Origin of the sequence: Aeromonas sp. FDAARGOS 1415, assembly GCF_019048365.1 — a bacterium.
Lineage (GTDB): Bacteria > Pseudomonadota > Gammaproteobacteria > Enterobacterales > Aeromonadaceae > Aeromonas > Aeromonas taiwanensis.
Map to the genome: position 1 here is coordinate 1553491 of NZ_CP077363.1, position 24687 is coordinate 1578177.

Sequence of the window (24687 nt, forward strand, 5' to 3'; positions counted from 1 at the left end):
AGGGAGAGAGAAAGAAAATAAAAACGCCTCCACAAAGGGAGGCGTTTGGATAACGTGAGGAGCGGGCCTTACAGAATAAAGCGGCTCAGATCCTCGTCTTCAATCAGCTTGCCGAGGTGGGCGTTGACGTAGGCGGTGTCGATGACGAAGGTCTCACCGGATTTCTCGGAGGCGTCGTAGGAGATGTCTTCCATCAGGCGCTCCATCACGGTGTGCAGACGGCGGGCACCGATATTCTCGGTGCGCTCGTTGACCTGCCAGGCGGCCTCGGCCAGACGGCGGATGCCATCCTTGGTGAACTCGATCTTGACCCCTTCGGTGGCCATCAGCGCCTGGTACTGATCGGTCAGTGAGGCGTTCGGCTCGGTCAGGATGCGCTCGAAATCTTCGGTAGTCAGCGCGGTCAGCTCGACCCGGATCGGCAGACGGCCCTGCAGCTCGGGGATGAGGTCAGACGGCTTGGCGATCTGGAAGGCGCCGGAGGCGACAAACAGGATATGGTCGGTCTTGACCATGCCGTGCTTGGTGTTGACGGTGCAGCCCTCGACCAGCGGCAGCAAGTCGCGCTGGACCCCCTCGCGGGAGACATCCGGGCCCGAGCTCTCGCCGCGCTTGCAGATCTTGTCGATCTCGTCGAGGAAGACGATGCCGTTGTTCTCGACGGAGGCGATGGCCTTCTGCTTCAGCTCTTCCGGGTTGACCAGGCGAGCCGCTTCTTCTTCGATCAGCGCCTTCATGGCCTCCTTGACCTTGACCTTGCGCTTCTTCTTCTGGCCCTGGCCCAGGTTCTGGAACAGCCCCTGCAGCTGGTTGGCCATCTCTTCCATGCCCGGCGGGGTCATGATCTCGACACCCATCGGGGAGGCGGCCAGGTCCAGCTCGATCTCCTTGTCATCCAGCTGACCTTCGCGCAGCTTCTTGCGGAAGATCTGGCGGGTGTTGGAGTTGTCGGCCTTCTCCTCTTCCCCCCAGCTGTTGCGCGGGTTCGGCAGCAGGGCGTCGAGGATGCGCTCTTCGGCAGCCTCCTCGGCGCGGTATTTCATCTTCTCCATCTCGGTTTCGCGCACCAGCTTGATGGCGACATCGGTCAGATCGCGGATGATGCTGTCCACTTCCTTGCCCACGTAGCCCACTTCGGTGAACTTGGTCGCTTCGACCTTGATGAAGGGGGCATTGGCCAGCTTGGCCAGGCGGCGGGCGATCTCGGTCTTGCCGACACCGGTCGGGCCTATCATCAGGATATTCTTCGGGGTCACCTCGTGGCGCATCTCTTCATTGAGCTGCATGCGGCGCCAGCGGTTGCGCAGGGCCACGGCCACGGCGCGCTTGGCATCGGCCTGACCAATGATGTGCCTGTCCAGCTCGTGGACGATTTCTCTCGGGGTCATCTCGGACATGATGGGATTCCTGTGTCGGGGGCAGCGTGGCCGCCCCTGGAGAATGGGGGGCGCTTACTTGGCGCTGTAGTCCAGCACTTCGACGGTGTGGTGCTGGTTGGTGAAGACGCAGATGTCGCCCGCAATCTTGAGGGCCTTCTCGACGATGCTCTTGGCATCCAGCTCTGTGTTCTCCAGCAGGGCGATGGCGGCGGACTGGGCGAAGTTGCCGCCGCTGCCGATGGCGATGAGATCGTGCTCCGGCTGCACCACGTCACCGTTGCCGGTGATGATGAAGGACTTGTGCTCGTCGGCGACAGCCAGCAGGGCCTCGAGGCGGCGCAGGGCACGATCGGTGCGCCAGTCTTTGGCCAGCGCCACGGCGGCGCGCTCCAGGTTGCCCTGGTGGGCCTGCAGCTTGGCTTCGAAGCGCTCGAGCAGGGTGAAGGCATCGGCGGTGCCGCCGGCGAAACCTGCCAGCACCTTGCCGTTGTAGAGGCGATGAACCTTGCGGGCATTGCCCTTCATGACGGTGTTGCCAAGGGAAACCTGGCCATCGCCACCGATGACGACCTGACCGTTGCGGCGAACTGAAACTATGGTAGTCACTTCATTTACCTCGCTTGAGCCGAATGACGGCCTGACTGTGCATGGCAACAAAGATGGGGATGGCGCACCGGCTTTTCAAGCCTGTTTATTGTGCGGATGGCGGGGAGGGGGAGATGGGCACCAGGTGGGCGTCGAAAGAAACAGGGCCGGGTGTTGCCACCCGGCCCTGTGCATGGACGCGGCGATCACCCCTTCCTGGGGATGCAGCCGCTGATGCCGGAGCCCTGCAGCTTGCGGTTGGCCGCGTCGGCCGCCGCCTTGCCGTTGAAGGGGCCCACCATCACCTTGTAGACGGTGCCGTTGGCGCCGTTGATCACCTGCAGGCTGGAGGAGAGCCCGGCGGTAAAGGCGATGCGCGCCTTGAGCGACTCCGCGGAATCCTGGGAGCGCAGGGCGGCGCACTGCATCATGTAGCGGCCGCCGTCGGCGGCTGCAGTCTGTGCAGACTGGGTCGCTGCCTGGGCCCTGGCGGCCTCGGCCCGTTCCCGTTCCAGCTCGGCGCGGATCTCCCGCTCCATCCGTTCACGTTCGGCCTTCTGGTCGATCACCTGCTCCCGGGCGCTGGCGACCGGGGCGGCGGTGGCAGGCTTGGTCGGCTGCACCGGCTGCGGCTGATAGGGCTTCGTCTGGCCGATGGGGGTGCCCGGTTGGGGAATGTCGGTCGGCACCGGCTGCGGCAGTGTCTCCGGCTGCAGAGTGACGGTCGGCGCGGGCGGTGGCGGCAGCACGCCTGGCTGGGGCGGCGGCTCGATGACGTCCACCTGCTTGTTCTCCAGCCGCTCGATGTAGCTCCACTTCTCCTGGGGCAGGCCATTGCCCTGCGCCTTGGGCTTGTTCGCCTTTACCTGTTCCTCGATGGTGGGGGCGTCGGCCCCCTTGCCGTTGATGAGGTAGAGGAAGGCGCCGAAGCCGACCACCAGGGCCCCGGCCAGCAGTGCCGGGATAACAGGAAAGCGGCGAGGCGCCGCTTTCTTGATGTTACGGCCACCCGCCCGGCGTCGCGGGCTGTTGCCGACGTAATCCCGGGTCGCCATCTATTACATGCGCTCCAGGGTGTGGATGCCCAGCACGCCCAGGCCCAGCTTGAGCACCTTGGCGGTGGCCGCACACAGCAGCAGACGGCTCTGGCGAGTGGCCTCGTCGACGCCATCCTTGTTGATCGGGCAGGCTTCGTAGAAGGTCATAAAGTTGCCAGACAATTCATAGAGATATGTGCACAGAAGGTGCGGCATCCCCTTGTCCGCCACGCCGTTGACCGCGTCGGAGAACTGGATCAGCTTCTGGGCCAGGGTCTCTTCCGCCTCTTCGGCCAGGAGCACCTTGCCGCTCAGGGTGTCGGCATCGACGCCGGCCTTGCGGAAGATGGACTGGATCCGGGTGTAGGCGTACTGCAGGTAGGGCGCGGTGTTGCCCTCGAACGACAGCATCAGATCCCAGTCGAAGATGTAGTCCGTGGTGCGGTTCTTGGAGAGATCCGCATATTTGACCGCGCCCATGGCGATGGCGTGGACCACCTGGGCCTTCTCCTCGGCGGAAAGGTCGCTGTTGCGGCTCTCCAGCAGGGCGGCGGCGCGCTCTTCGGCCTCGTTCAGCAGGTCGACCAGCTTGACGGTGCCGCCGGAGCGGGTCTTGTAGGGGCGACCATCCTTGCCCAGCATCATGCCGAAGGCGTGGTGCTCGAGGGGCACGGATTCCGGCACATAGCCCGCCTTGCGGGTGATGGTCCAGGCCTGCATCAGGTGCTGGTGCTGACGGGAGTCGATGAAGTACATGACACGGTCGGCACCCAGGGTTTCATAGCGGTACTTGGCACAGGCGATGTCGGTAGTGGTGTAGAGGAAGCCGCCGTCGCTCTTCTGGATGATGACGCCCATGGGCTCGCCATCCTTGTTCTTGAACTCGTCCAGGAACACCACGGTGGCGCCTTCGCTCTCGACCGCGAGGCCCTTGGCCTTCAGGTCGGCCACGATCTGGGGCAGCATGTCGTTGTACATGGACTCGCCCATGATGTCCTTGTTGGTCAGGGAGACATTCAGGCGGTCGTAGTTGCGCTGGTTCTGTTCCATGGTCATGTCGACCAGCTTCTTCCACATGGCGCGGCAGTACTCGTCACCGCCCTGCAGCTTGACCACGTAGTTGCGCGCGCGCTCGGCGAAGGCTTCGTCTTCGTCGTAGTGGCGCTTGGCCTGGGTGTAGAAGGCTTCCAGATCGCGCAGCTCCATGTCGGAGGCGTGCTCGTTGGCCATCTTCTCCAGGTAGGCGATCAGCATGCCGAACTGGGTGCCCCAGTCGCCGATGTGGTTGGCGCGGATCACCTTGTGGCCGAGGAACTCCAGGGCACGGGCAGCCACGTCACCGAGGACGGTGGAGCGGATGTGGTGCACCGCCATCTCCTTGGCCACGTTCGGGGCGGAGTAGTCCACCACCACTGTCTGGGCGGTCGGCAGTTTCACGTTGGCGTTGGCGGAGGTCACCATGGCCTCGACCTGACCGGCCAGCCAGCTCGGGTCGAAGAAGAAGTTGATGAAGCCGGGGCCGGCGATCTCGACCTTGGCGATCAGATCGGAGGCGGGCAGGTGCTCGATGATGGCGGCGGCCAGCTCGCGGGGATTCTTGCGGGCCGGTTTGGCCAGCAGCATGGCCAGGTTGGTGGCCAGGTCACCGTGAGCCTTTTCCTTGCATCGGTCTACTTGCACCCGGGCTTCCAGGTCCGCCGGCAGGATGCCCGCTGACTTGAGATTGGCTACCGTTTGTTCAAGTAGATGATGAATATGCTCTTTCATAACTGACCACCGAGGTTGCGCGTCGAAAAATGACAGACTGGATAAGGGCGTGAATTTTACCCGCATCGGGCCGAGAAAACTATAGGAACGGCCCGCACCCATGGGTGTGGCGGATATTTCACTGCGTTTTCCACCACATTGCAGGATATTGATTTGGATAAGTGGTGGTTATCCATTTCTACTGCATATCGAAGCGGCTTGTCCAGGCTATTTTCCCCTGATTGTTAAGGGGTTATTTAGACCGATTCGATCTGAATGATCCCGCCTCGCACGACGGTCGTATCCTTAGAGGAAGCCGATGGAGGACGATTTCGATGAAACTGGCGCTGTTCCCGCTCTCTGCTCACCTGCTGCCCGGTGGCATCATGCCGCTGCGCATCTTCGAGTCCCGCTACCAGCGCATGGTCGCCGAGTCCCGGGAGAGGGAGTTTGCGCTCTGCATGCTGGACCCTCGTCAGCCCGATGCGCTGCGCAACATGTATCCCATCGCCACCCGGGTGCGGATCATCGACTTCGATCTGCTGCCGGACGGCCTGCTCGGCATTACCGTGCTCGGCGTGGAGCGGGTGCGGATCACCGATCTGTGGCAGGAATCCGACGGCCTGCGGGTCGGCGAAGTGGAACCCCTGCCCCCCTGGCAGAGCGCCCGGCTCAAGGCCGATCAGCACTCCCTGGCCAAGGCGCTGCAGGACGTGTTCAACGACTACCCCGAGTATGCCGCTCTCTACCCTGCGCCGGACTGGGAGGACGCGAGCTGGGTGGCCCAGCGCTGGCTGGAGGTGCTGCCGATTCCGGTGGAGCAGAAGCAGTGGCTGGTGGCGGCCAAGGACAACCAGCCAGCCCTCTCCCTGTTGAGCGGCCTGCTGGTCGCGAGCCACTGACACGTCAGGGTGATCCTTTTCACTTCCCGCGCGTATTGGTGAAGACCACGACACGCGAGGGATGGCGCAATGGCATATACTGGCCAACCACAATCGGCTCCACGCAGGACATCGCCCCCCATGGATAACCCAGATGGCGATCTGACTTCTCTTCTCATCCGTGTGGCGGAGCAGGGCGACAAGGCTGCCTTCGCCACCCTGTTTCACCACTTCGCCCCGCGCATCCGCGGCTACGGGCTGCGCCACCTCGGCAGCGAGGCCAACGCCATGGAGCTGGTCCAGGAGACCATGCTGCTGGTCTGGCAGAAGGCACGCCTCTACCACCCCGACAAGGGGGCGCCAACCACCTGGATCTACACGGTGATGCGCAACCAGAGCTTCGACATGCTGCGCCGCCGCCGTGCCAGCAAGGAGGAGCTCTGCGCCGAGGAGCTGTGGCCCCTGCTGGAGTTCAGGGCGGAGGAAGAACACCTGAGCGGGGGCGAAGACGCCGTGCTGACCCGCCAGATGGCCCGTTATGTGGCCACCCTGCCGGAACCGCAGCAGCAGGTGGTGCGCGGCCTCTATCTGCAGGAGCTCTCCCAGCAGGAGCTGGCAGACAGGCTCGGCGTGCCGCTCGGCACCATCAAGTCCCGCCTCCGTCTGGCATTACAGAAACTGAAGGAACAAGTGGAGCAAGGCCATGATTAAGACCCATCCGACTGCACTCATGCTGCGCGCCTTTGCCGCTGACGAGCTGCCCCTGCCGCTGGCCGTCGGCGTCTCCGCCCATTGCGAGCTCTGCCCCGATTGCGCCGCCCGGGTCAAGGAGTGCGAAGAGGAGCTGGCCCGGGAGCACCTGATGCCCGACGAACCGGACGAGGCGTTGCCGCCCGGGTTCGATGCCATGCTCGCCGGGATACTGCAGCAACCCGCTCCCCCTGTGAGCACACGCGAGCGGCATGGGCAGACGGCCCCCGAGCTGCGGGTGGCGGGCCAGAGCTACCGCCTGCCACGGGTGCTGGCCAGGCACCATGACCCCAGGTGGCGCCACCTCGGCGCCATTCGTCAGCACAGCCTGCCGCTCGATGAGATGGGGGCTCGCGCCAGCCTGCTGCACATCGAGGCGGGGGGGCGCATTCCGGAGCACACCCACAAGGGCTATGAGCTGACCCTGCTGCTGGCGGGCACCATCGAAGATGGCGACACCCGCTATCAGGCGGGGGACTTCATCTGGCGCGACGCCAGCCACGCCCACAGCCCGCACACGCCGGACGGTTGCCTCTGCTATACGGTGCAGAACGCGCCGGTGCAGTTCACCAAGGGGCTGTCGCGGCTGCTCAACGGCATCAGTCATCGCCTCTACTGAGGCGCCCGCCATCATGAAAAAAGGGACCAAGAGGTCCCTTTTTTGTTGTGCATTCCGCAGTCTGTCAGGCCACGAAGACCAGGTAGACGGCGAAGGCCACCACGAAGCGGTAGATGGCGAACGGGATGAAGTCGAGGCGACGGATCAGCGCCAGGAAGGTCTTGATGGCGATCATGGCCACCACGAAGGCAGTGACGAAGCCCACCGCGAACATGGGGAAATCGGCCATGGAGAGGAAGTCGCGGCTCTTGTAGAGGTCCAGGCCGCTGGCCGCGATCATCATGGGCACCGCCATGATGAAGGAGAACTCGGCCGCCGCATGACGACTGATCCCCATCAGCATGCCGCCGCTGATGGTGGCGCCGGAGCGGGAGAAGCCGGGCCAGAGCGCCAGGCACTGGAACAGGCCGATGCCGAACGCCTGCTTGTAGCTGATGTCGTCCAGGGTCTCGGCGCGCACCGCAGGGCGGAACTTCTCGGCGATGATGAGCAAGATGCCGCCGGCCACCAGGGCATACATCACGGTCTGGGGGCCAAACAGGTAGGCCTTGATCCAGCTGTGGACCAGCAGCCCGATGACCACGGCGGGCAGCATCCCGAGGATGACGTGCACCAGCGTCAGGGTGGCCTGGCCCTGCGGCGGCTTCTGGCCGAAATGAATGCCGATGAGGCCAAACAGGCGGCGCCAGAACATGACGACCACCGCCAGGATGGAGCCCAGCTGGATCACCACCTCGAAGGTGGCGGCCTTGGGGCCTTCAAACCCGAGCAGGTGGCCGACGATGATCATGTGGCCGGTGGAGGAGACGGGCAAAAATTCGGTCAGGCCTTCCACTATGCCCAGCACGAAGGCGACAAACAGGGCGTAGGATTCGGTCATGGTGCAGATCTCTTGGTTGATGGGTCTGGATAAAATCAGCCCCGATCAGGGTCGGGGCGGCCAATGATGGCGGAAAATCGCGCGGGCAACCAGAGATTATTGGGGGCTGTGTCTGCGAACCTGGCCGACCCCTCTTGTGGGAGAGGGGAGGGGTAGGTAGCTCCCCTGTTTTCCGGGGAGCGGGGCCGGCGCCGCCATGGTCACGTCATTGTCTGACATGACCTTTTGTGCGGACTGACGGCTCGGGCCGGCGGCTCATCCCGTTACCCCAGCACGGACAGGATCTGCTGCTGCAGGGCCTCCTCCAGGGGCGGCTGTGCCAGGGCGTCGACGGCGCTCGCGATCTGCTGCGGGTTGCTGGCACCGATGAGGGCGCAGCTCACCACGGGGTCGCGCAACACCCACTGCAGCGCGAGCTGTGACAGGGGTTGTCCCCGCTGCTGCGCCAGTTCGTGCAGGGCACGGATCCTGGCGAGCCTGTCCTCGGTGAGCTGTTCGGGCTTGAGGAAGGGGCTGCCGCTGGCGGCGCGCGAATCGGCGGGAATGCCGGCCAGGTAGCGATCGCTCAGCAGCCCGCCGGCCAGGGGGGAGAAGGCGACCACTCCCATGCCGTGTTCGCGGCAAACCGGCAGGGTCTCGGCCTCGATGTCGCGCTGGAACAGGGAGTATTTGAGCTGGTTGACCAGGCAGGGGGTGCCGAGCTCCGCCAGCCGGGTCGCGGCCTTCGCCGCCAGTTCGGCCGGGTAGTTAGAGAGGCCGACATAGAGCGCCTTGCCCTGGCGCACCATGAGCGCCAGCGCCTGGCAGGTTTCCTCCAGCGGGGTGCGGGGGTCGGGCCTGTGGTGATAGAAGATGTCCACGTAGTCGAGGCCGAGCCGGCGCAGGCTCTGGTGCAGACTGGCAAACAGGTATTTGGCGCTGCCCCCATCCCCGTAGGGGCCGTCCCACATCACGTAGCCCGCCTTGCTGGCGATGACGAGCTCGTCCCGATACGGCGCCAGGCTGCCCTTGAGCAGTTTGCCGAAGGTGATCTCGGCACTGCCCGGCGGCGGCCCGTAGTTGTTGGCGAGGTCGAAGTGGGTGATGCCCAGATCGAACGCCCGGTGGACCATGGCTTTCGCCGTGGCGGGGTCGCATCCTTCCCCGAAGTTGTGCCAAAGCCCGAGACCGATACCGGGCAGGCGCAGACCGTGGCGACCGGCGGGTCGATAGGCCTGGCGCTGGTAGCGGTCGGGCGCGGCGAGGTAGTGTTCATCCATAACGACTCCTTGCGTGTTCGGATCAGGGGCTGGGGAAGAAGCGGTAGCGGGTCTGGTGGCGATAGCGCTCCCCCGGCAGCAGCCAGGGATCGCCGAGGGCCGGCCGGTTCGGGCTGTCGGGCAGCTGCTGCGCCTCCAGGCAGAAACCGTCGTAGTCCCGATAAGGCTGGCCGTTGCGATCCATTGTGCCGGCCAGCCAGTTGCCGCTGTAGAACTGCAGAGAGGGCTGGTTGGTGTGCACCACCATCGCCAGCTTGCCGTCCCCCGAGACCACCCTGGCCGCCCAGGGCTGATCGGGGCTGTCGGGCAGGGCATTGCCCTGATGGGGGGCTGGGTCGGCGTTGAGAAGGAAGGCGTGATCATACCCCTTGGCCAGCCGCTGCTGGGGATGGCTCATCCACTCCTGGCCGATGAGGCGCGGAGCCCGCAGATCGAAGGGACCCTCCACCGGAGTGATGGCCAGCGGCAGACTCTGCTCGTCGGTGGGCAGGAAGCGGTCGGCGTTGAGGCTGATGCTGTGACTGCGGATGTCGCCGCCCCCGTCCAGGTTGAAGTAGGCGTGGCTGGTGAGACTGACCGGGGTCGCCTCATCCGTGCTGGCGCTGAAGTCGACCACCAGATCGTGGTGCTCCAGACGGTACTCCAGGGTCACTCTCAGATTGCCGGGAAAGCCCTGATCCCCCGCCCGGGAGATCAGCACTAGCCTGACCCTGTCCGCCTCCTGCTCCTTGATCTGCCAGTGGCGGCGGTGAAAGCCCTCGCGCCCGCCGTGCAGGCAGTTGGCCCCCTGATTCGCGTCCAGGGGCCAGCGGTCGTCCCCTCGCACCAGTTCGGCCCCCCCGATGCGGTTGGCGAAACGCCCAGCCACGGCCCCCAGCCACACCTGCTGGTGGGGGTAGGCGGCATCGCTGCAGCCCAGCAGTACCTCCCGCCGCACACCGGCCACCGGCAGGCTGAGGGAGGTGAGGGTGGCCCCGAAGTCGAGGCCGCGCAGGCGCAGCCCCTCCTCGTTTTCCAGTTCGAAGGAGGTCATAGCTTGCCTGCCCCGGCGCTGGCGCGACAGACGTAGCAGTCCGCCTTGAGACCGAATTTGGCCGGGTATTGGGCCTCGACCACGGCGATCACCTCGGCCACCTTCTCGGGGCGCAGCAGGGCGACCACACAGCCACCGAAGCCGCCGCCAGTCATCCGCACGCCCCCCTCGGTGCCGATCTCGGCCTTGATGATCTCCACCAGGCCGTCGATGGCGGGCACGGTGATCTCGAAGTCATCCCGCATGGCGGCGTGGGACTCGGCCATCAGGGCGCCGAGGCGCACCAGATCGCCGGAGGCGAGCGCATCGGCGGCCGCCAGGGTGCGGGCGTTCTCCCCGACCACGTGGCGGGCGCGGCGATAGCAGGCCTCGTCCAGCCCGGCCTTGCCCGCTTCCAGGGTCGCCAGATCCAGGTCGCGCAGCGCCTTGACCCTGTAATGGCGGGCGGCACTCTCGCACTGCTGGCGACGGGTGTTGTATTCGCTGTCCACCAGGCCGCGGCGCACGTTGGAATTGACGATGAGCACCGCCAGATCCGCGGGCATGGGGATGAGACGGGTTTCCAGGGAGCGGCAGTCGAGCAGCAGGGCGTGATCCTTCTCGCCGCTCGCGGAGATCATCTGATCCATGATGCCGCAGTTGCAGCCGACGAACTGGTTCTCCGCCTGCTGGCCGTTGAGGGCGATCTCCGCCTGGCTGATGTCGAGTCCCTGGGCCTCCTTGAAGGCCTGGCCGATGGCCACCTCCAGGGAAGCGGAGGAGGAGAGCCCGGTTCCCTGGGGTACGTTGCCGGAGACCACCAGGTTGAGACCGCGCAGGGCATAACCACGCCCCTGCAGATGTTTCACCACCCCGCGGATGTAATCGCTCCAGCGCTGGTCCGGGTGATGGGTGATGGGTTTGTCCAGATCGAACAGGTCGCGCTGGTTGCCGTAGTCGGCGGCGACCACGTGCACCAGGTTGTCATTCCGCAGGCCGATGGCGACACAGGTCTCGTAGTCGATGGCACAGGGCAGCACGAAGCCGTCGTTGTAGTCGGTGTGCTCGCCGATGAGGTTGACGCGGCCCGGGGCGCGCACCAGCAGATCGGGTTGCTGCTCAAACTGCTCGGCAAAGACGGCGCTGACGCGTTGGCTCGGGGTCATGGGGTCACCTCACTGGCTTTGTAATGAACGGGGGAAAGGGCGCGCAGGCGCTCTGCGGCCTGCTCCGGCGTCAGATCGCGCTGGGTCTCGGCCAGCATCTCGAAGCCCACCATGAACTTGCGCACCGTGGCCGAACGCAGCAGAGGCGGGTAGAAGTGGGCATGCAACTGCCACGCTTCAGGGCAATCGGTGCGGGGGGGCGCAAAGTGCCAGCCCATGGAGTAGGGGAAGCTGCACTCGAACAGGTTGTCGTAGCGGCTGGTGAGCTCCTTGAGCGCGATGGCCAGGTCCTGCTGCAGCTCGGGAGTGAGGTCGAGCAGGGAGGGGACGTGGCGCTTGGGCAGCAGCAGGGTCTCGAACGGCCAGGCGGCCCAGAAGGGGACCACAGCCAGCCAGTGTTCCGTTTCCACCACGATGCGCGAGCGATCCGCCAGCTCCCGCTCCACATAGTCGACCAGCAGCGGGCGGCCGTGCTCGGCCAGCCAGGCGCGCTGGTGCTCCTCTTCCCGGGCGATCTCGTTGGGCAGGAAGTCGCTGCCCCACAGCTGGCCGTGAGGATGAGGGTTGGAGCAGCCCATGACGGCGCCTTTGTTTTCAAAGACCTGTACCCACGCCCACTGGGCAGACAGCTCGGCCACCTGATCCATCCAGGTGGTGATCACCCCCTCGATGGCGGGCAGGGGCAGCTCGGGGAGAGTCTTGCCGTGATCCGGCGAGAAGCAGATGACCCGGCTGGTGCCGCGGGCGGCCTCCAGCTTGAGCAGGGGATCCGGCGCCGCATCGCTCGGCGGGGTGTCCTGCATCAGGGCGGCGAAGTCGTTGGTGAAGACGAAGGTGCCCTGATACTCGGGGTTGATGTCACCAGTGACCCGCTTGTTGCCCGCGCAGAGGAAGCAGTCGGGATCATGGGCCTGGCTCGGCGCCTGGCTGACTTTTTCGACCTGGCCTTGCCAGGGGCGCTTGGCCCTGTGGGGAGAAACCAGCACATACTGGCCGGTCAGCGGGTTGAAGCGGCGGTGGGGGTGATCAACGGGGTTGAACATCATCACTCCAGTCTATGAGTTGAAGAAATCCGGAGGCGCAGGCCTGGGCCTACTCCTCGTAACCATTGGGGTTGGCGGACTGCCAGCGCCAGCTGTCGGCACACATGGTCGCGAGATCCCGGCTGGCGTGCCAGTCCAGTTCCCGTGCGGCCTTGGCCGGATCTGCCCAGCACTCGGCGATGTCGCCGGGGCGCCGGGGCTCGATGCGATAGGGCAGGGGACGGCCGCAGGCTGCCTCGAACGCCGCCACCATCTGCAGCACGCTCTGGCCCTGGCCCGTGCCCAGGTTGTAGGGGTGGACGCCCCCCCGGCCGGCGCAGTGGTGGAGCGCCTTGACGTGCCCCTCGGCGAGATCCATCACGTGGATGTAGTCGCGTACTCCGGTGCCGTCCACGGTAGGGTAATCGTTACCAAAGACCGAGAGGCTGTCGCGGCGGCCGATGGCGACCTGGGTTAAAAACGGCATGAGGTTGTTGGGAATGCCCTGGGGATCTTCCCCCAGGGTGCCGGACTCGTGGGCCCCGACCGGGTTGAAGTAGCGCAGCAGGGTCATGCTCCAGTGCGGTTCAGCCCGTTGCAGATCCTCGAGGATCTCCTCGATGATCAGCTTGGATCGGCCGTAAGGGTTGGTGGCGCTGCGCGGGAACGTCTCCTTGATGGGGGTACTGGCCGGGTCGCCGTAGACGGTGGCCGACGAGCTGAAGACCAGGTTGTGCACCCCTGCCCGCTTCATCGCCTGCAGCAGCACCAGGGTGCCGCCGAGGTTGTTGTCGTAGTAGTCCAGCGGCATGCGGGTCGACTCGCCGACCGCCTTGAGGGCGGCGAAGTGGATCACCGCCCCTATCTCCTGTTCGGTGAAGATGCGATCCAGCAGGACCGCGTCGCGGATGTCCCCCTGATAGAAGCGGGGAGCCTGCCCGCTGATGGCGGCGACACGGGTCAGCACGCCGGCCTTGCTGTTGCAGAGATTGTCCACCACCACGGGCTCCATGCCCGCGGCCTGCAGGGCCAGACAGGTGTGGCTGCCGATATAGCCACAACCGCCGGTCACCAGTACTTTCATCCTCTTCTCCACCCTTGTTTCCTCACACAGGAAAAGCCTGAGGAGGAGTCTAGCCGAGGGGCAGACGGGCAAACTGTGAGCCGCTTAACAAATATGTGTAAACGATTACACCATTTTTTGTCGTCATGAATGTCGAGATATGACTTTTTCCACTGTTATCAGGGACATTGACCGGTATAATGCGATCTATCGAACCGTGAAATAAGTGAAAACAGCATGAGCACCATCAAGGATGTCGCCCGTTTGGCCAACGTTTCGGTGGCAACGGTTTCACGGGTGATGAACAACTCACCCAAGGCCAGCGCCGCCTCCCGCGAGGTGGTGCTGAAAGCCATGGCCGAACTGGGCTACACCCCCAATGCCAACGCCCGGGCTCTGGTCAGCCAGACCTGTGACACTATGGGCGTGGTGGTGGGCGATGTGGCGGATCCTTTCTTCGGTGCCCTGGTCAAGGGGGTGGCCGCGGTGGCGGTGGAGCAGGGGCTGCACCTGCTGATGGGTAATGGTTTTCACCGTGCCCAGCAGGAACGGGAAGCGATCGAGCTGCTCATCGGCAAACGCTGCGAGGCCCTGGTGGTGCACAGCAAGGCGCTCGACGACAAGGAGCTCATCGACTATGCCCTGCGGGCGCCAGGCATGGTGCTGATCAACCGCGACATTCCGAGCCTGAGGGGGCGTTGTATCGCCCTCAACAACCGGTTGGGGGCGGCGACTGCGACCCGCCATCTGCTGGATCTGGGTCATCGCCACATCGCCTTCCTGAGCTCGGATCACGCCATCGAGGATGCCCTGTTGCGCCATCAAGGCTATCAGGATGCGCTGGCGGAGGCGGGACTGAGCGCCGATCCCGAGCTGGTGGAGAGCGGCATGCCCAATGAAGAGGGTGGTGAGCGCGCCATGCTCAACCTGCTGGCCAAGGGGCTGCCCATCACGGCGGTGGTGGCCTACAACGATGCCATGGCGGCGGGGGCCATCTCGGTGCTGGCGGACAACGGCTTCAAGGTGCCGGAAGAGGTCTCTGTGGTGGGCTTTGATGACATCATCTACGCGAGATACTTGCGGCCCAAGCTCTCCACCATGCGCTATCCCATCGAGCTGATGGCGGCCCAGGCGGCCAAGCTGGCGTTGCAACTCGCCGCCGGGGAGGGCGAGTCGGTGCAGAGCCGCATCTACACCCCGACCCTGATCAACCGCCACTCAGTGGCGCCCGTCAGGCTCTGATCCCGGGCTGCCCACCTTCTTTCAAGCCTGCCATGCGGTCCCGACCCCGTTGCCGCCACCCTGGTGACGGGGTGGCGGCCTCGCCTCCCTGATTGCCGCCTGCACCCTTATCTGCGCATTGTTCTCCGTCCAGATCGACTGATGCCGCTACCTGGTGGTGATGGGCGTCCTCGCCTGTCGACAGCGCACCGAGCCACGTACTGTCCTTCTGCCCCGATCTCACGGCGGATGCCGCCACCGGGCGGTGGGCATCGTATTGCCCTTTCACGAGATCCACCTAGGTGTTGCTCCCTTGCCACTATTGCGGCCCGGGTGTGGGGATGGCGGTAACAAGAGGTGGTCGTTCGCCCCCTGCCTCTGCGCGGCGGCTCCGATCCCCTGTCCGACGCGGTCACCCCGGCGGCGGGATGGCGGCGTCAAGAACTCATCCCTGCCCGCATCTTTATCAACCATCAGCTCCCGGTCTCCGAGCCGTGAATCCCCGCTTTTTACCCCCGTGCTGACCGGAACGGGCTTTTACCTGCATTTATCCTATTTTTACTCCGTTTTACTTAACAAAATAAGTGTAATCGTTTACATCGTTGTGAGCGAGATCGCCGAACCACGGCCAAAACTTCCCTACACTGCAATGGTTTTCAGTGCTCATGCAGGGAGAGAAAGAGATGCTCAGGGAGATAGTGGCCCGTCAGGACTGGCAGACCCAGGCGATTACGTCGGTGAATCGGCTGCCCGCCCATACCCCCTTGTCCAGTTGGCGTGACGAGGCCGAGGCGCGGGCCGGCTTGCCTTCCCCCTCCTGCCTGCTGCTCGACGGCGAGTGGCGCTTCTCCTACTTCGATGCTCCGGAGCGGGTGCCCGAGTCCTGGGTGAACGAGGATCTGGGGGACGCGACCGCTATCCTGGTGCCGGGCAACTGGCAGCTGGATGCGGCCTACCCAGGGTTGCGGCCTGTGACCGATGTGCCCATCTACACCAACATCAAGTACCCTTTCCCCTGCGATCCGCCCCGGGTGCCCGCCGAGAATCCCACCGGCTGCTACTCCCGCGTGTTCGACTTGCCGGCCGACTGGCTGGCTGATGGCCAGACCCGGATCATCTTCGGCGGGGTGGACAGCGCCTTCCACCTGTTCTGCAACGGCCGCTGGGTCGGCTACTCCCAGGACAGCCGGTTGCCCGCCGAGTTCGATCTGACTCCCTTCCTGCAGGCCGGGCAAAACCGGCTGGCGGCCCTGGTGCTGCGCTGGTCCGACGGCTCCTACCTGGAGGATCAGGACATGTGGCGCATGAGCGGCATCTTCCGCTCCGTCAGCCTGCTGCACAAACCCGGGCGCCGCCTGCTGGACATACGGCTGACGCCGGTGCTGGACGCCTGCTACCGGGATGCACGCCTCAAGATCGATCTGCAGGTCAATGAGGGCAGCGGACTGGCGGTGGAGGCCGCCCTCTATTTCGGCGACGAGCGGATCACCGGCCAGCGCCAGGGGCTCGGCACCGGGGCCATCGACGAGAAGGGGGCCTACGGAGACAGGAGCGAGTTCTGGCTGGAGGTGGCGGCACCGCACAAGTGGAGCGCCGAGACCCCCCATCTCTACCGCCTGACCCTGACCCTGCTGGACGAGCAGGGGGAGCCTATCGAGAGCGAGGCCTATGACGTGGGCTTTCGGGCGGTGGAGATCCGCGGCGGTCTGCTGCGGGTCAACGGCCAGCCCCTGCTCATTCGCGGTGCCAATCGCCACGAGCACCACCCCGCCACGGGGCATGCGGTGACGCCTGCCGACATGGAGCAGGATCTGCTGCTGATGAAGCGGCACAACTTCAACGCGGTGCGCTGCTCCCACTATCCCAACCACCCCGAGCTCTATCGCCTGTGCGACCGGCTCGGCCTCTACGTGGTGGACGAGGCGAACCTGGAAACCCACGGCATGACCCCCATGGGGCGTCTGGCGCGAGATCCCGCCTGGAGCACCGCCTTCCTCGAGCGGGTCACCCGCATGGTGGCGCGGGACTTCAACCACCCCAGCATCATCATCTGGTCCCTCGGCAATGAATCCGGCTACGGCCCGGCCCACGACGCCATGTACCAGTGGGTCAAGAGCAGCGACCCCAGTCGTCCCGTGCAGTACGAGGGGGGCGGAGCCGATACCCCGGCCACCGACATCATCTGCCCCATGTATGCCCGGACCCATCAGGATCAACCCTTCCCGGCCGTGCCCAAGTGGGCGCTGGCCAAGTGGATCGGCCTGCCCGGGGAGACCCGGCCGCTGATCCTGTGTGAATACGCCCACGCCATGGGCAACAGCCTGGGGGGCTATGCCCACTACTGGCAGGCGTTTCGCGATCACCCCCGCCTGCAGGGCGGTTTCGTCTGGGATTGGGTCGATCAGGGGCTGGACAAGCAGACCGACGACGGCCGCCATTTCTGGGCCTATGGGGGAGACTTCGGCGATACCCCCAATGACCGCCAGTTCTGCTGCAACGGCCTGTTGTTCCCCGATCGCACGCCCCATCCGTCGCTGTTCGAGGCCAAGCGTGCCCAGCAGCCTTTCGTGCTGACCCTGGTCAGCCAGCAGCCGCTCAAGGTCGCGATCACCAGCGAGTACCTGTTCCACACGACGGACAACGAAACGCTGCACTGGCGGTTGTGCGAGGACGGCATGGTGGTGAGTCAGGGTGAGTGCTCGCTTGAGCTGGCGCCCCTGGCCTGCGTGACCCTGACCCTGCTGGAGCGCTTGCCTGCCTTTGCGGCGGGGAGCCTTGCGTGGCTGGATCTCGCCATCGTACAGCACGGCGCCACGGCCTGGGCCGAGGCGGGGCACGAGGTGGCGCGCCAGCAATGCATGCTGCCGACGCCCCTGGCCATTCCGGCGGCGTTCAGCCCCGCCACCCTGATCGAGCAGGGAGATCACTGGCAAGTGCGTACGACAGGGGCGGAGTGGCGGCTCGACAAGGCCAGCGGCCGAGTCGCGAGCTGGCAGAAGCAGGGCCGGGAGCGGCTGAAAGACGCCATTGCCGACCACTTCTATCGGGCGCCACTCGACAACGACATCGGTACCAGCGAGGCGGATCACGCCGATCCCAACGCCTGGATCGCTCGCTGGCAGGAGGCCGGGCTCAACGCACTGGCGCACCGCTGTCTCGACCTGACGGTGAGCCCTGATCAAGGGACGGTGACGGTGCGACACGGCTACTTCGTCGGGGCCGAACTCAAGCTGCTGACCCGCTGGCAACACAAGTTTGCCAGCGACGGAGCCATGCTCCTCGCCATCGAGGTGGAGGTGGCCGGTGACATGCCCTCCCTGCCGCGCATCGGCGCCCGGCTCTGGCTGGCTGACGAGCTGGCTGACGGTGACGAGGTGAGCTGGCTGGGACGCGGTCCCCACGAGAACTACCCGGACAGGCTGCTGGCCGCCGACGTGCAGCGCTGGCAACGGCCCGCCTCGGCCCTGCACACCCCCTATGTCTTCCCGACCGACAACGGCCTGCGCTGCGATACCCGTCAGCTGCAACTGGGGGATCTGGCGGTGGAGGGACGCTTCCACTTCAGCGTCAGCCGCTACAGCCAGCAGCAGCTCGCCCAGGCCCGTCACCAGACCGATCTGGTGGCCCTGGGGGGGACTCACCTCTGCCTCGATGGCTTCCACATGGGGGTGGGCGGGGATGACTCCTGGAGCCAGAGCGTGCGGCCCGAATTCTGGTTGTTGCCTGGAAGTTACAGCTGGAACTGCATTTTGCGCTAGATAGGCTAGTCTCTTATGGCAAGGCCTCGAAGGAGGCTGTTGTTGGCATAACTATTTAATTTTTAACAATATTGTCGCTATGTAACAGAGTGTAAACGTTTTCATTTTGTTGCCATGATCACAGACCGTCACACAACAAACTGATTACATTAGGCTGGCGCCAGTTCACATGGTGTACAGCATTCCCTACAAAAACAGATAGAGATCGGAGCATAACAATGAAAAAACTCACGACAGTTGCCACCTTGCTGATGGGACTGATGGCGGGAGCCCAAGCCCAGGCCGATACCCGTATCGGTGTCACCGTCTACAAGTATGACGACAACTTCATGGCCGTGGTGCGCAAGGCCATCGAGAAGGAAGCGACAGCCAACCCGGGTGTCGAGCTGCTGATGAACGACTCCCAGAACGACCAGTCCAAGCAGAATGACCAGATCGACGTCCTGCTGGCCAAGGGCGTGAAAGCGCTGGCCATCAACCTGGTCGACCCGGCTGCGGCCTCTGTCGTGATCGAAAAGGCCCGTGCCGACGAGATCCCCGTCGTGTTCTACAACAAGGAACCGAGCGCGGCGGACATGGCCAGCTATGACAAGGCCTACTACGTGGGTACCGACTCCAAAGAGTCCGGCATCATCCAGGGCCAGCTGATCGCCAAGCACTGGAAAGCCAATCCGGCCTGGGATCTGAACAAGGATGGCGTCATCCAGTTCGTACTGCTCAAGGGTGAGCCTGGCCACCCGGATGCGGAAGCCCGCACCACCTACGTCGTCAAGACCCTGAACGACGGCGGCATCAAGACCGAGCAGCTGCACATGGATACCGGTATGTGGGATACCGCCATGGCGAAGGACAAGATGGACGCCTGGATCTCCGGCCCGAACGCCAACAAGATCGAAGTGGTCATCGCCAACAACGACGGCATGGCGATGGGCGCTGTTGAATCCCTGAAGGCACAAGGCAAGAGCGCCATCCCGGTGTTCGGCGTTGACGCCCTGCCGGAAGCCCTGGCCATGGTCAAGAGTGGCGCCATGGCGGGTACCGTGCTGAACGACGCGGCCAACCAGGCCAAGGCGACCTTCGATCTGTCCAAGAACCTGGCGGAAGGCAAGCCGGCCGGTGAAGGCACCAACTGGAAGATCGACAACAAGATCGTGCGTGTTCCTTACGTGGGCGTGGATAAAGACAACCTGTCCCAGTTCGAGTAATTCCCTCCTCCCGGGCAAGGGTGATCCCCTTGCCCTCTGTTCCAACCAGATGTGATGGCTGATATGACAACACGGCAACAATCAGAATGGCTGTTGGAGATGATTGACGTCAGTAAGAGTTTCCCTGGCGTCAAGGCACTCGATAAAGTCAATTTACGGGTCCGTCCTCATTCTGTGCATGCGTTGATGGGCGAGAATGGCGCAGGCAAGTCCACGCTGCTCAAGTGCCTGTTCGGCATCTACGAGAAGGATGAGGGCAAGATCTTCTTCAAGGGGGAGGAGATCAACTTCACCTCCTCCAAGGAGGCGCTGGAGAACGGTGTCTCCATGGTTCACCAGGAGCTGAACCTGGTGTTGCAACGCACCGTGATGGACAACATGTGGCTCGGCCGCTACCCCACCAAGGGGTGGTTCATCGATCACGGCAAGATGTATGAAGAGACCAAGCAGATTTTCGACGAACTGGACATCGACATCGACCCCAGGGTCAAGGTCGGTACCCTCTCCGTCTCCCAGATGCAGATGATCGAGATCGCCAAGGCATTCTCCTATGACGCCAAGATCGTCATCATGGACGAGCCCACCTCCTCCCTGACCGAGAAAGAGGTCAACCACCTCTTCAAGATCATCAACAAGCTCAAGGAGAAAGGCTGCGGCATCGTCTACATCTCCCACAAGATGGAAGAGATCTTCCAGCTCTGTGACGAGATCACCATATTGCGGGATGGGCAGTGGGTGGCGACCCAGCCACTCAAGGGCATGACCATGGATCAGATCATCGGCATGATGGTCGGTCGCGAGCTGACCCAGCGCTTCCCGGAGAAAACCAACCAGCCCAAAGAGGTGATCCTCGAAGTCGAGCACCTGACGGCCAAGAACCAGCCTTCCATCCAGGACGTGACCTTCAACCTGCACAAGGGGGAGATCCTCGGCATCGCCGGTCTGGTGGGGGCCAAGCGCACGGACATCGTCGAGACCCTGTTCGGCATCCGCGAACGCAGCGAAGGGACCATCAAGCTGCACGGCAAAGAGGTGGCGAACCACAATGCCCATGAGGCGATCCAGAATGGCTTCGCCCTGGTGACCGAGGAGCGTCGCTCCACCGGTATCTATTCCCGTCTCGACATCGCCTTCAACTCCCTGATCGCCAACATGGACAACTACAAGGGGTCCATGGGGCTGCTCAGCGACAACAAGATGAAGAGCGACACCCAGTGGGTCATCGACTCCATGCGGGTCAAGACACCGACTCAGCAGACCCAGATCGGCAGTCTCTCCGGCGGCAACCAGCAGAAGGTCATCATCGGCCGCTGGCTGCTGACCCAGCCCGAGATCCTGATGCTGGATGAACCGACCCGCGGCATCGACGTGGGGGCCAAGTTCGAGATCTACCAGCTCATCCTCGAGCTGGCGAAGAAGGACAAGGGGATCGTCATCATCTCCTCCGAGATGCCCGAACTGCTCGGCATCACGGATCGCATCCTGGTCATGAGCAATGGCCGGGTCGCGGGGATCGTCAACACCAAAGAAACTGACCAGAGCGAGATCCTGCGCCTGGCATCTCTGTACCTATAAGACAGGAAGACATTATGGAGTCGGCTAAAAAATTCAATCTGATGCAGGCGCTCAAAGAGAACGGCATCTATGTGGTACTGCTGGTGCTGCTCATGGTCATCGTGATCAAGGAGCCCTCCTTCCTCAGTCTCACCAACTTCAGCAACATCCTGACCCAGTCCTCGGTGCGGATCATCATCGCGCTGGGGGTGGCGGGCATCATCATCACCCAGGGGACCGACCTGTCGGCCGGTCGTCAGGTCGGCCTGGCGGCGCTCATTGCGGCCACCATGCTGCAGGCCCTGACCAACGTCAACAAGGTGTTCCCCTCTCTGGGTGAAGTGCCCATCCCGGCGGTGATCCTGCTGGTCTGTGCCGTGGGTGCCCTGATCGGCCTCATCAACGGCCTGATCGTGGCCTACCTGAACGTGACGCCCTTCATCACCACTCTGGGCACCATGATCATCGTCTACGGCATCAACTCGCTGTATTTCGACTCCGTGGGGGCTTCTCCGGTGGCCGGCTTCGATCCCCGCTTCTCCAGCTTCGCACAGGGGTTCATCCGGATAGGCGGATTCAAGCTGTCGTATCTGACCTTCTATGCGGCCATCGCCAGCGTCTTCGTCTGGGTGCTTTGGAACAAGACCCGTTTCGGCAAGAACATCTTCGCCATCGGTGGCAACCCGGAAGCGGCCAAGGTGTCCGGCGTCAACGTCGCCGTCAACCTGGTGATCATCTATGCCCTGGCCGGCGTCTTCTATGCCTTCGGCGGCATGCTGGAAGCAGGCCGTATCGGCAGTGCCACCAACAACCTGGGCTTCATGTATGAGCTCGACGCCATCGCGGCCTGCGTGGTGGGCGGGGTGTCATTTGCCGGTGGTGTGGGGACGGTGGCCGGTGTCATCACCGGGGTTCTCATCTTCACACTGATCAACTACGGTCTGACCTACATCGGGGTCAGCCCTTACTGGCAGTTCATCATCAAGGGCGGCATCATCATCCTGGCGGTCGCGCTGGACTCCATGAAGTACGCCAAGAAGAAGTAAGCATTGGCAGAGAGGGCTGGAGCAATTCCAGCCCTCTTCATTTGGAGGGACCCATCCCATGCCATTCAAAGTCAAGATCAACGTCCTCCTGCTGCTCGCCATCCTGGCTACCATCGGCACCGCCTGGTTCAGCGTCAACCACTTCATCAGCAGCTACATCCGCACCCAGGCGACCCAGAACATCAACGAACAGATCACCCTGGTCAGGGAGAAACTGGCGGACGACATCAATCAGAAAGTACTGTTGGCCGCCAACCTCAACCTCGGGGTCACCAGCGTCAAGAAGGCGCTGCAGGAGACCGGCTTTCACAACATCGTCAAGGTGATTGGCGACATGGCGTTCGACGCGAATGGCGTCATCGACGACAAGGCCAGGGTCGATGCCCTGCGCAAGAAGATTCCCGCCGCCAACAACCAGATCACCGTGAGCGCGCTGGAGCAGCTGGACGACAAGCCGGTCATCTCCATTCTGGTGCCGCGAGGGGCCGACTCCGCCTACCTCTATTACCTCGACATGAGCGAGTTCAAAACGCTGCTGGCGAAGGTGAGCGGAGAGGGGCGTTACTTCTCCCTCACCGACAGCCAGGACCAGGTGCTCTACAGCAGCAAGCCCGGTGGAGAGGTCGAGAGCCGCCCCAACAAGCTCGACATCCGGGGCAGTCAGTGGACCCTGACCGGGTATGTGGATCTCGATCATATCCGGGCCATGACCCAGGCCCTCAACGGCAAGATCACCCTGGCCCTGCTCGGGGTCGCAGCCCTGGTGCTGGCAATCTCCATGGTGGCGCTCAACCTGGCCTATCGCCCGATTCTCTCCCTGCGCGATCTGGTGCAGGAGCTGTCCCAGGGCAATGGTGACCTGACCCGCCGGCTCGCAGTGACCAGCAAGGATGACCTCGGCCAGATCTCGGCGGGCATCAACCGCTTCATCGAGCGACTGCAGGAGATGATGGGGGAGGTACGGCACGCCAGCGGCCAGCTCAACGACGGGATTTCGGATCTCGCGCGGGAGACGGGGGCGGCCCAGGGGCTGCTGGCCGAGCATGTGCGGGAGACGGAGCAGGTCGTCACCGCGATCAACGAGATGAGCCGCACCGCCGTCTCGGTGTCGGAGAGTGCGGCCAGCACGGCCCAGCTGACTGGCCAGAGCCAGCAGCTGGCAAGCCAGTCACGCCAGGTCGTGGATCAGGCCATGGCCAGCGTGACCGCTCTGGTGACCGAGGTGGAGGCCACGGCCCACTCCATCGAGGCCATGCAGCAGGATGTGCAGCAGATTGGCTCCATACTCGGGGTCATCGGCAGCATCGCCGAGCAGACCAACCTGCTGGCTCTCAACGCCGCCATCGAGGCCGCCCGGGCCGGTGAGCAGGGGCGCGGATTCGCCGTGGTGGCCGATGAGGTGCGCTCCCTGGCGGGCCGTACCCAGCAGAGTACCGCCGAGATCCAGACCATGCTGACCCGGCTGCAACGGGGCGCCCAGACAGTGGTGGTGGCCATGGGCAACACCCGTCAGAGTTGTCAGGATGCGGCAGAAAACACCGGCAAGGTGAATGCGTCGCTGGATTTGATGGCGGGGGAGGTGGTGGAGATCAACGATCTCATCAGCCATATCGCCACTGCGGCGGAGCAACAGAGCGCCGTTGCCGAGGAGATCAACCGCAACATGAGCGCCATTGCCGAGGTGATTACCCAGCTCAAGGGCAATGGGGAGCGGACGGTGCACGGCTCGAACGCCATGCAGCACACCTATGACAGGTTGCGGGAGATAGTGGGGCACTTCCGGCTGGAGTGAGAGACGTCGGCCGAGGTAAAAAACGGCCAAAAAAGATGGGGGCGACTTGCGTCGCCCCCGATAGTCTTATCGCTCATATCCTTGAACGAAGTTGCTCCCTGCAATCCCTGACTATACCTCTTCCTTTAGGTTTCCCCTTCCCAATCCTTTGGGGTGTCCTTTAGCCATCATGGCCTGACGAGTCATCCATTCCCGCCGCACTTTCTCCGTCCTGGGAGGTGTCCTTTACCACATCCTGTGGTGAGTCCATTTGCCCAACCCTGGCAGCCAGTCATCCTGACCGACTTCATTGCGTCCGTGCAGGAGTAACTATAAGGATTTCCCGCAGGGCGACAACAGCATGTTGAAAAACGTTTTTTCGAAACTTGTTTCTTGCGAAATGAAATAACGATTATTTTGTTATTAATCATAATCTTGAAGATTTTGTTTGCGGGTTTTTCGCGCTTATCTTCCGACTATGGCGAGAGCTTGATGGGCTGTTTGCTTACATCTCCTATGGCCAATGTCTTACAAGTCATTTAACTGGGGTTCAGAAATGACGTGAAGAGAGGTGCCGATCGCAGATGAGCACATCCCGGAGCATCTAAGGGAAATGGGATGACCGGGTGCCGATCCCGCCAATGAGCGGGTAATGCGGTAGCGAATACGGCAGCTGGCAGAGCTATGGTGCGAGCGGCTGGGGACCAGCTGAGTGGGGAAGCGCCGAGTGGAG

20 protein-coding genes are annotated in these 24687 nt (G+C 63.5%); 10 read left to right on the top strand and 10 right to left on the bottom strand.

Annotation, left to right across the window (positions count from 1 at the left end; translation table 11 throughout):
- Nucleotides 1-68: 68 nt before the first annotated feature.
- From hslU to argS, 4 genes are all read right to left on the bottom strand, one after another.
- Nucleotides 69-1397, bottom strand: a complete 1329-nt coding sequence (hslU, locus tag I6L45_RS07395; protein WP_134694265.1) for an HslU--HslV peptidase ATPase subunit — start codon at nt 1395-1397, stop codon at nt 69-71.
- A 54-nt stretch (nt 1398-1451) separates the two neighbouring features.
- The gene (hslV, locus tag I6L45_RS07400) at nt 1452-1985 is read right to left on the bottom strand and encodes an ATP-dependent protease subunit HslV (protein ID WP_134694266.1); all 534 of its coding nucleotides are present in this window, start codon (nt 1983-1985) and stop codon (nt 1452-1454) included.
- Nucleotides 1986-2170: 185 nt separating this feature from the next.
- Complete coding sequence (locus I6L45_RS07405) at nt 2171-3019, bottom strand: SPOR domain-containing protein (RefSeq protein ID WP_043764044.1); 849 nt, start codon at nt 3017-3019, stop codon at nt 2171-2173.
- A 3-nt stretch (nt 3020-3022) separates the two neighbouring features.
- Nucleotides 3023-4768: an arginine--tRNA ligase gene (gene argS / locus I6L45_RS07410; RefSeq protein ID WP_216983847.1), complete on the bottom strand. Its 1746-nt coding sequence runs from the start codon at nt 4766-4768 to the stop codon at nt 3023-3025.
- A gap of 314 nt (nt 4769-5082) precedes the next feature.
- Between argS and I6L45_RS07415 the strand changes: the two genes are divergently transcribed.
- The 3 genes from I6L45_RS07415 (at nt 5083) to I6L45_RS07425 (ending at nt 6997) form a co-directional block, all read left to right on the top strand.
- Complete coding sequence (locus I6L45_RS07415) at nt 5083-5649, top strand: LON peptidase substrate-binding domain-containing protein (protein WP_043764042.1); 567 nt, start codon at nt 5083-5085, stop codon at nt 5647-5649.
- A 120-nt stretch (nt 5650-5769) separates the two neighbouring features.
- Nucleotides 5770-6339 (top strand): sigma-70 family RNA polymerase sigma factor, encoded by a 570-nt coding sequence (locus I6L45_RS07420; RefSeq protein WP_043764041.1) that lies wholly within the window; start codon nt 5770-5772, stop codon nt 6337-6339.
- On the top strand, nt 6332-6997 hold the full coding sequence (locus I6L45_RS07425) for a ChrR family anti-sigma-E factor (RefSeq protein WP_043764040.1): 666 nt from the start codon (nt 6332-6334) through the stop codon (nt 6995-6997). The genes I6L45_RS07420 and I6L45_RS07425 overlap by 8 nt, the downstream gene beginning before the upstream one ends.
- A 64-nt stretch (nt 6998-7061) precedes the next feature.
- Here the strand turns inward: I6L45_RS07425 and bacA are convergent, their stop codons facing one another.
- The 6 genes from bacA to galE all read right to left on the bottom strand — a co-directional run bounded on the left by bacA (nt 7062) and on the right by galE (nt 13420).
- On the bottom strand, nt 7062-7877 hold the full coding sequence (bacA, locus tag I6L45_RS07430; RefSeq protein WP_210550476.1) for an undecaprenyl-diphosphate phosphatase: 816 nt from the start codon (nt 7875-7877) through the stop codon (nt 7062-7064).
- Between the two features lie 263 nt (nt 7878-8140).
- On the bottom strand, nt 8141-9136 hold the full coding sequence (locus tag I6L45_RS07435; protein ID WP_216983848.1) for an aldo/keto reductase: 996 nt from the start codon (nt 9134-9136) through the stop codon (nt 8141-8143).
- A 22-nt stretch (nt 9137-9158) separates the two neighbouring features.
- Nucleotides 9159-10169: a galactose-1-epimerase gene (locus tag I6L45_RS07440; protein WP_216983849.1), complete on the bottom strand. Its 1011-nt coding sequence runs from the start codon at nt 10167-10169 to the stop codon at nt 9159-9161.
- On the bottom strand, nt 10166-11314 hold the full coding sequence (gene galK / locus I6L45_RS07445; RefSeq protein WP_210550479.1) for a galactokinase: 1149 nt from the start codon (nt 11312-11314) through the stop codon (nt 10166-10168). Before galK ends, I6L45_RS07440 begins: the two co-directional genes overlap by 4 nt.
- Nucleotides 11311-12357, bottom strand: a complete 1047-nt coding sequence (locus I6L45_RS07450) for a UDP-glucose--hexose-1-phosphate uridylyltransferase (protein ID WP_210550480.1) — start codon at nt 12355-12357, stop codon at nt 11311-11313. Before I6L45_RS07450 ends, galK begins: the two co-directional genes overlap by 4 nt.
- Before the next feature lie 49 nt (nt 12358-12406).
- Entirely contained in the window at nt 12407-13420 is a 1014-nt protein-coding gene (gene galE, locus I6L45_RS07455; protein WP_216983850.1) for a UDP-glucose 4-epimerase GalE, read from the bottom strand.
- A 216-nt stretch (nt 13421-13636) separates the two neighbouring features.
- Between galE and I6L45_RS07460 the strand changes: the two genes are divergently transcribed.
- The 7 genes from I6L45_RS07460 to I6L45_RS07490 all read left to right on the top strand — a co-directional run bounded on the left by I6L45_RS07460 (nt 13637) and on the right by I6L45_RS07490 (nt 23975).
- Nucleotides 13637-14641 carry a substrate-binding domain-containing protein gene (locus tag I6L45_RS07460; protein ID WP_216983851.1) on the top strand — a complete coding sequence of 335 codons (1005 nt, stop codon included), beginning with the start codon at nt 13637-13639 and terminating at the stop codon, nt 14639-14641.
- 336 nt (nt 14642-14977) lie between these two features.
- The gene (locus tag I6L45_RS07465; RefSeq protein ID WP_210550483.1) at nt 14978-15118 is read left to right on the top strand and encodes a hypothetical protein; all 141 of its coding nucleotides are present in this window, start codon (nt 14978-14980) and stop codon (nt 15116-15118) included.
- 185 nt (nt 15119-15303) lie between these two features.
- The gene (locus tag I6L45_RS07470) at nt 15304-18378 is read left to right on the top strand and encodes a beta-galactosidase (RefSeq protein ID WP_216983852.1); all 3075 of its coding nucleotides are present in this window, start codon (nt 15304-15306) and stop codon (nt 18376-18378) included.
- A 218-nt stretch (nt 18379-18596) separates the two neighbouring features.
- Nucleotides 18597-19583, top strand: coding sequence for a galactose/glucose ABC transporter substrate-binding protein MglB (mglB, locus tag I6L45_RS07475; RefSeq protein ID WP_043808467.1), 987 nt, complete (start codon nt 18597-18599; stop codon nt 19581-19583).
- A 54-nt stretch (nt 19584-19637) separates the two neighbouring features.
- Nucleotides 19638-21158 carry a galactose/methyl galactoside ABC transporter ATP-binding protein MglA gene (gene mglA, locus I6L45_RS07480; protein WP_043764025.1) on the top strand — a complete coding sequence of 507 codons (1521 nt, stop codon included), beginning with the start codon at nt 19638-19640 and terminating at the stop codon, nt 21156-21158.
- A 14-nt stretch (nt 21159-21172) separates the two neighbouring features.
- Nucleotides 21173-22183, top strand: coding sequence for a galactose/methyl galactoside ABC transporter permease MglC (gene mglC / locus I6L45_RS07485; protein WP_043764024.1), 1011 nt, complete (start codon nt 21173-21175; stop codon nt 22181-22183).
- 58 nt (nt 22184-22241) lie between these two features.
- Complete coding sequence (locus tag I6L45_RS07490) at nt 22242-23975, top strand: methyl-accepting chemotaxis protein (RefSeq protein ID WP_216983853.1); 1734 nt, start codon at nt 22242-22244, stop codon at nt 23973-23975.
- Nucleotides 23976-24687 lie beyond the last annotated feature (712 nt).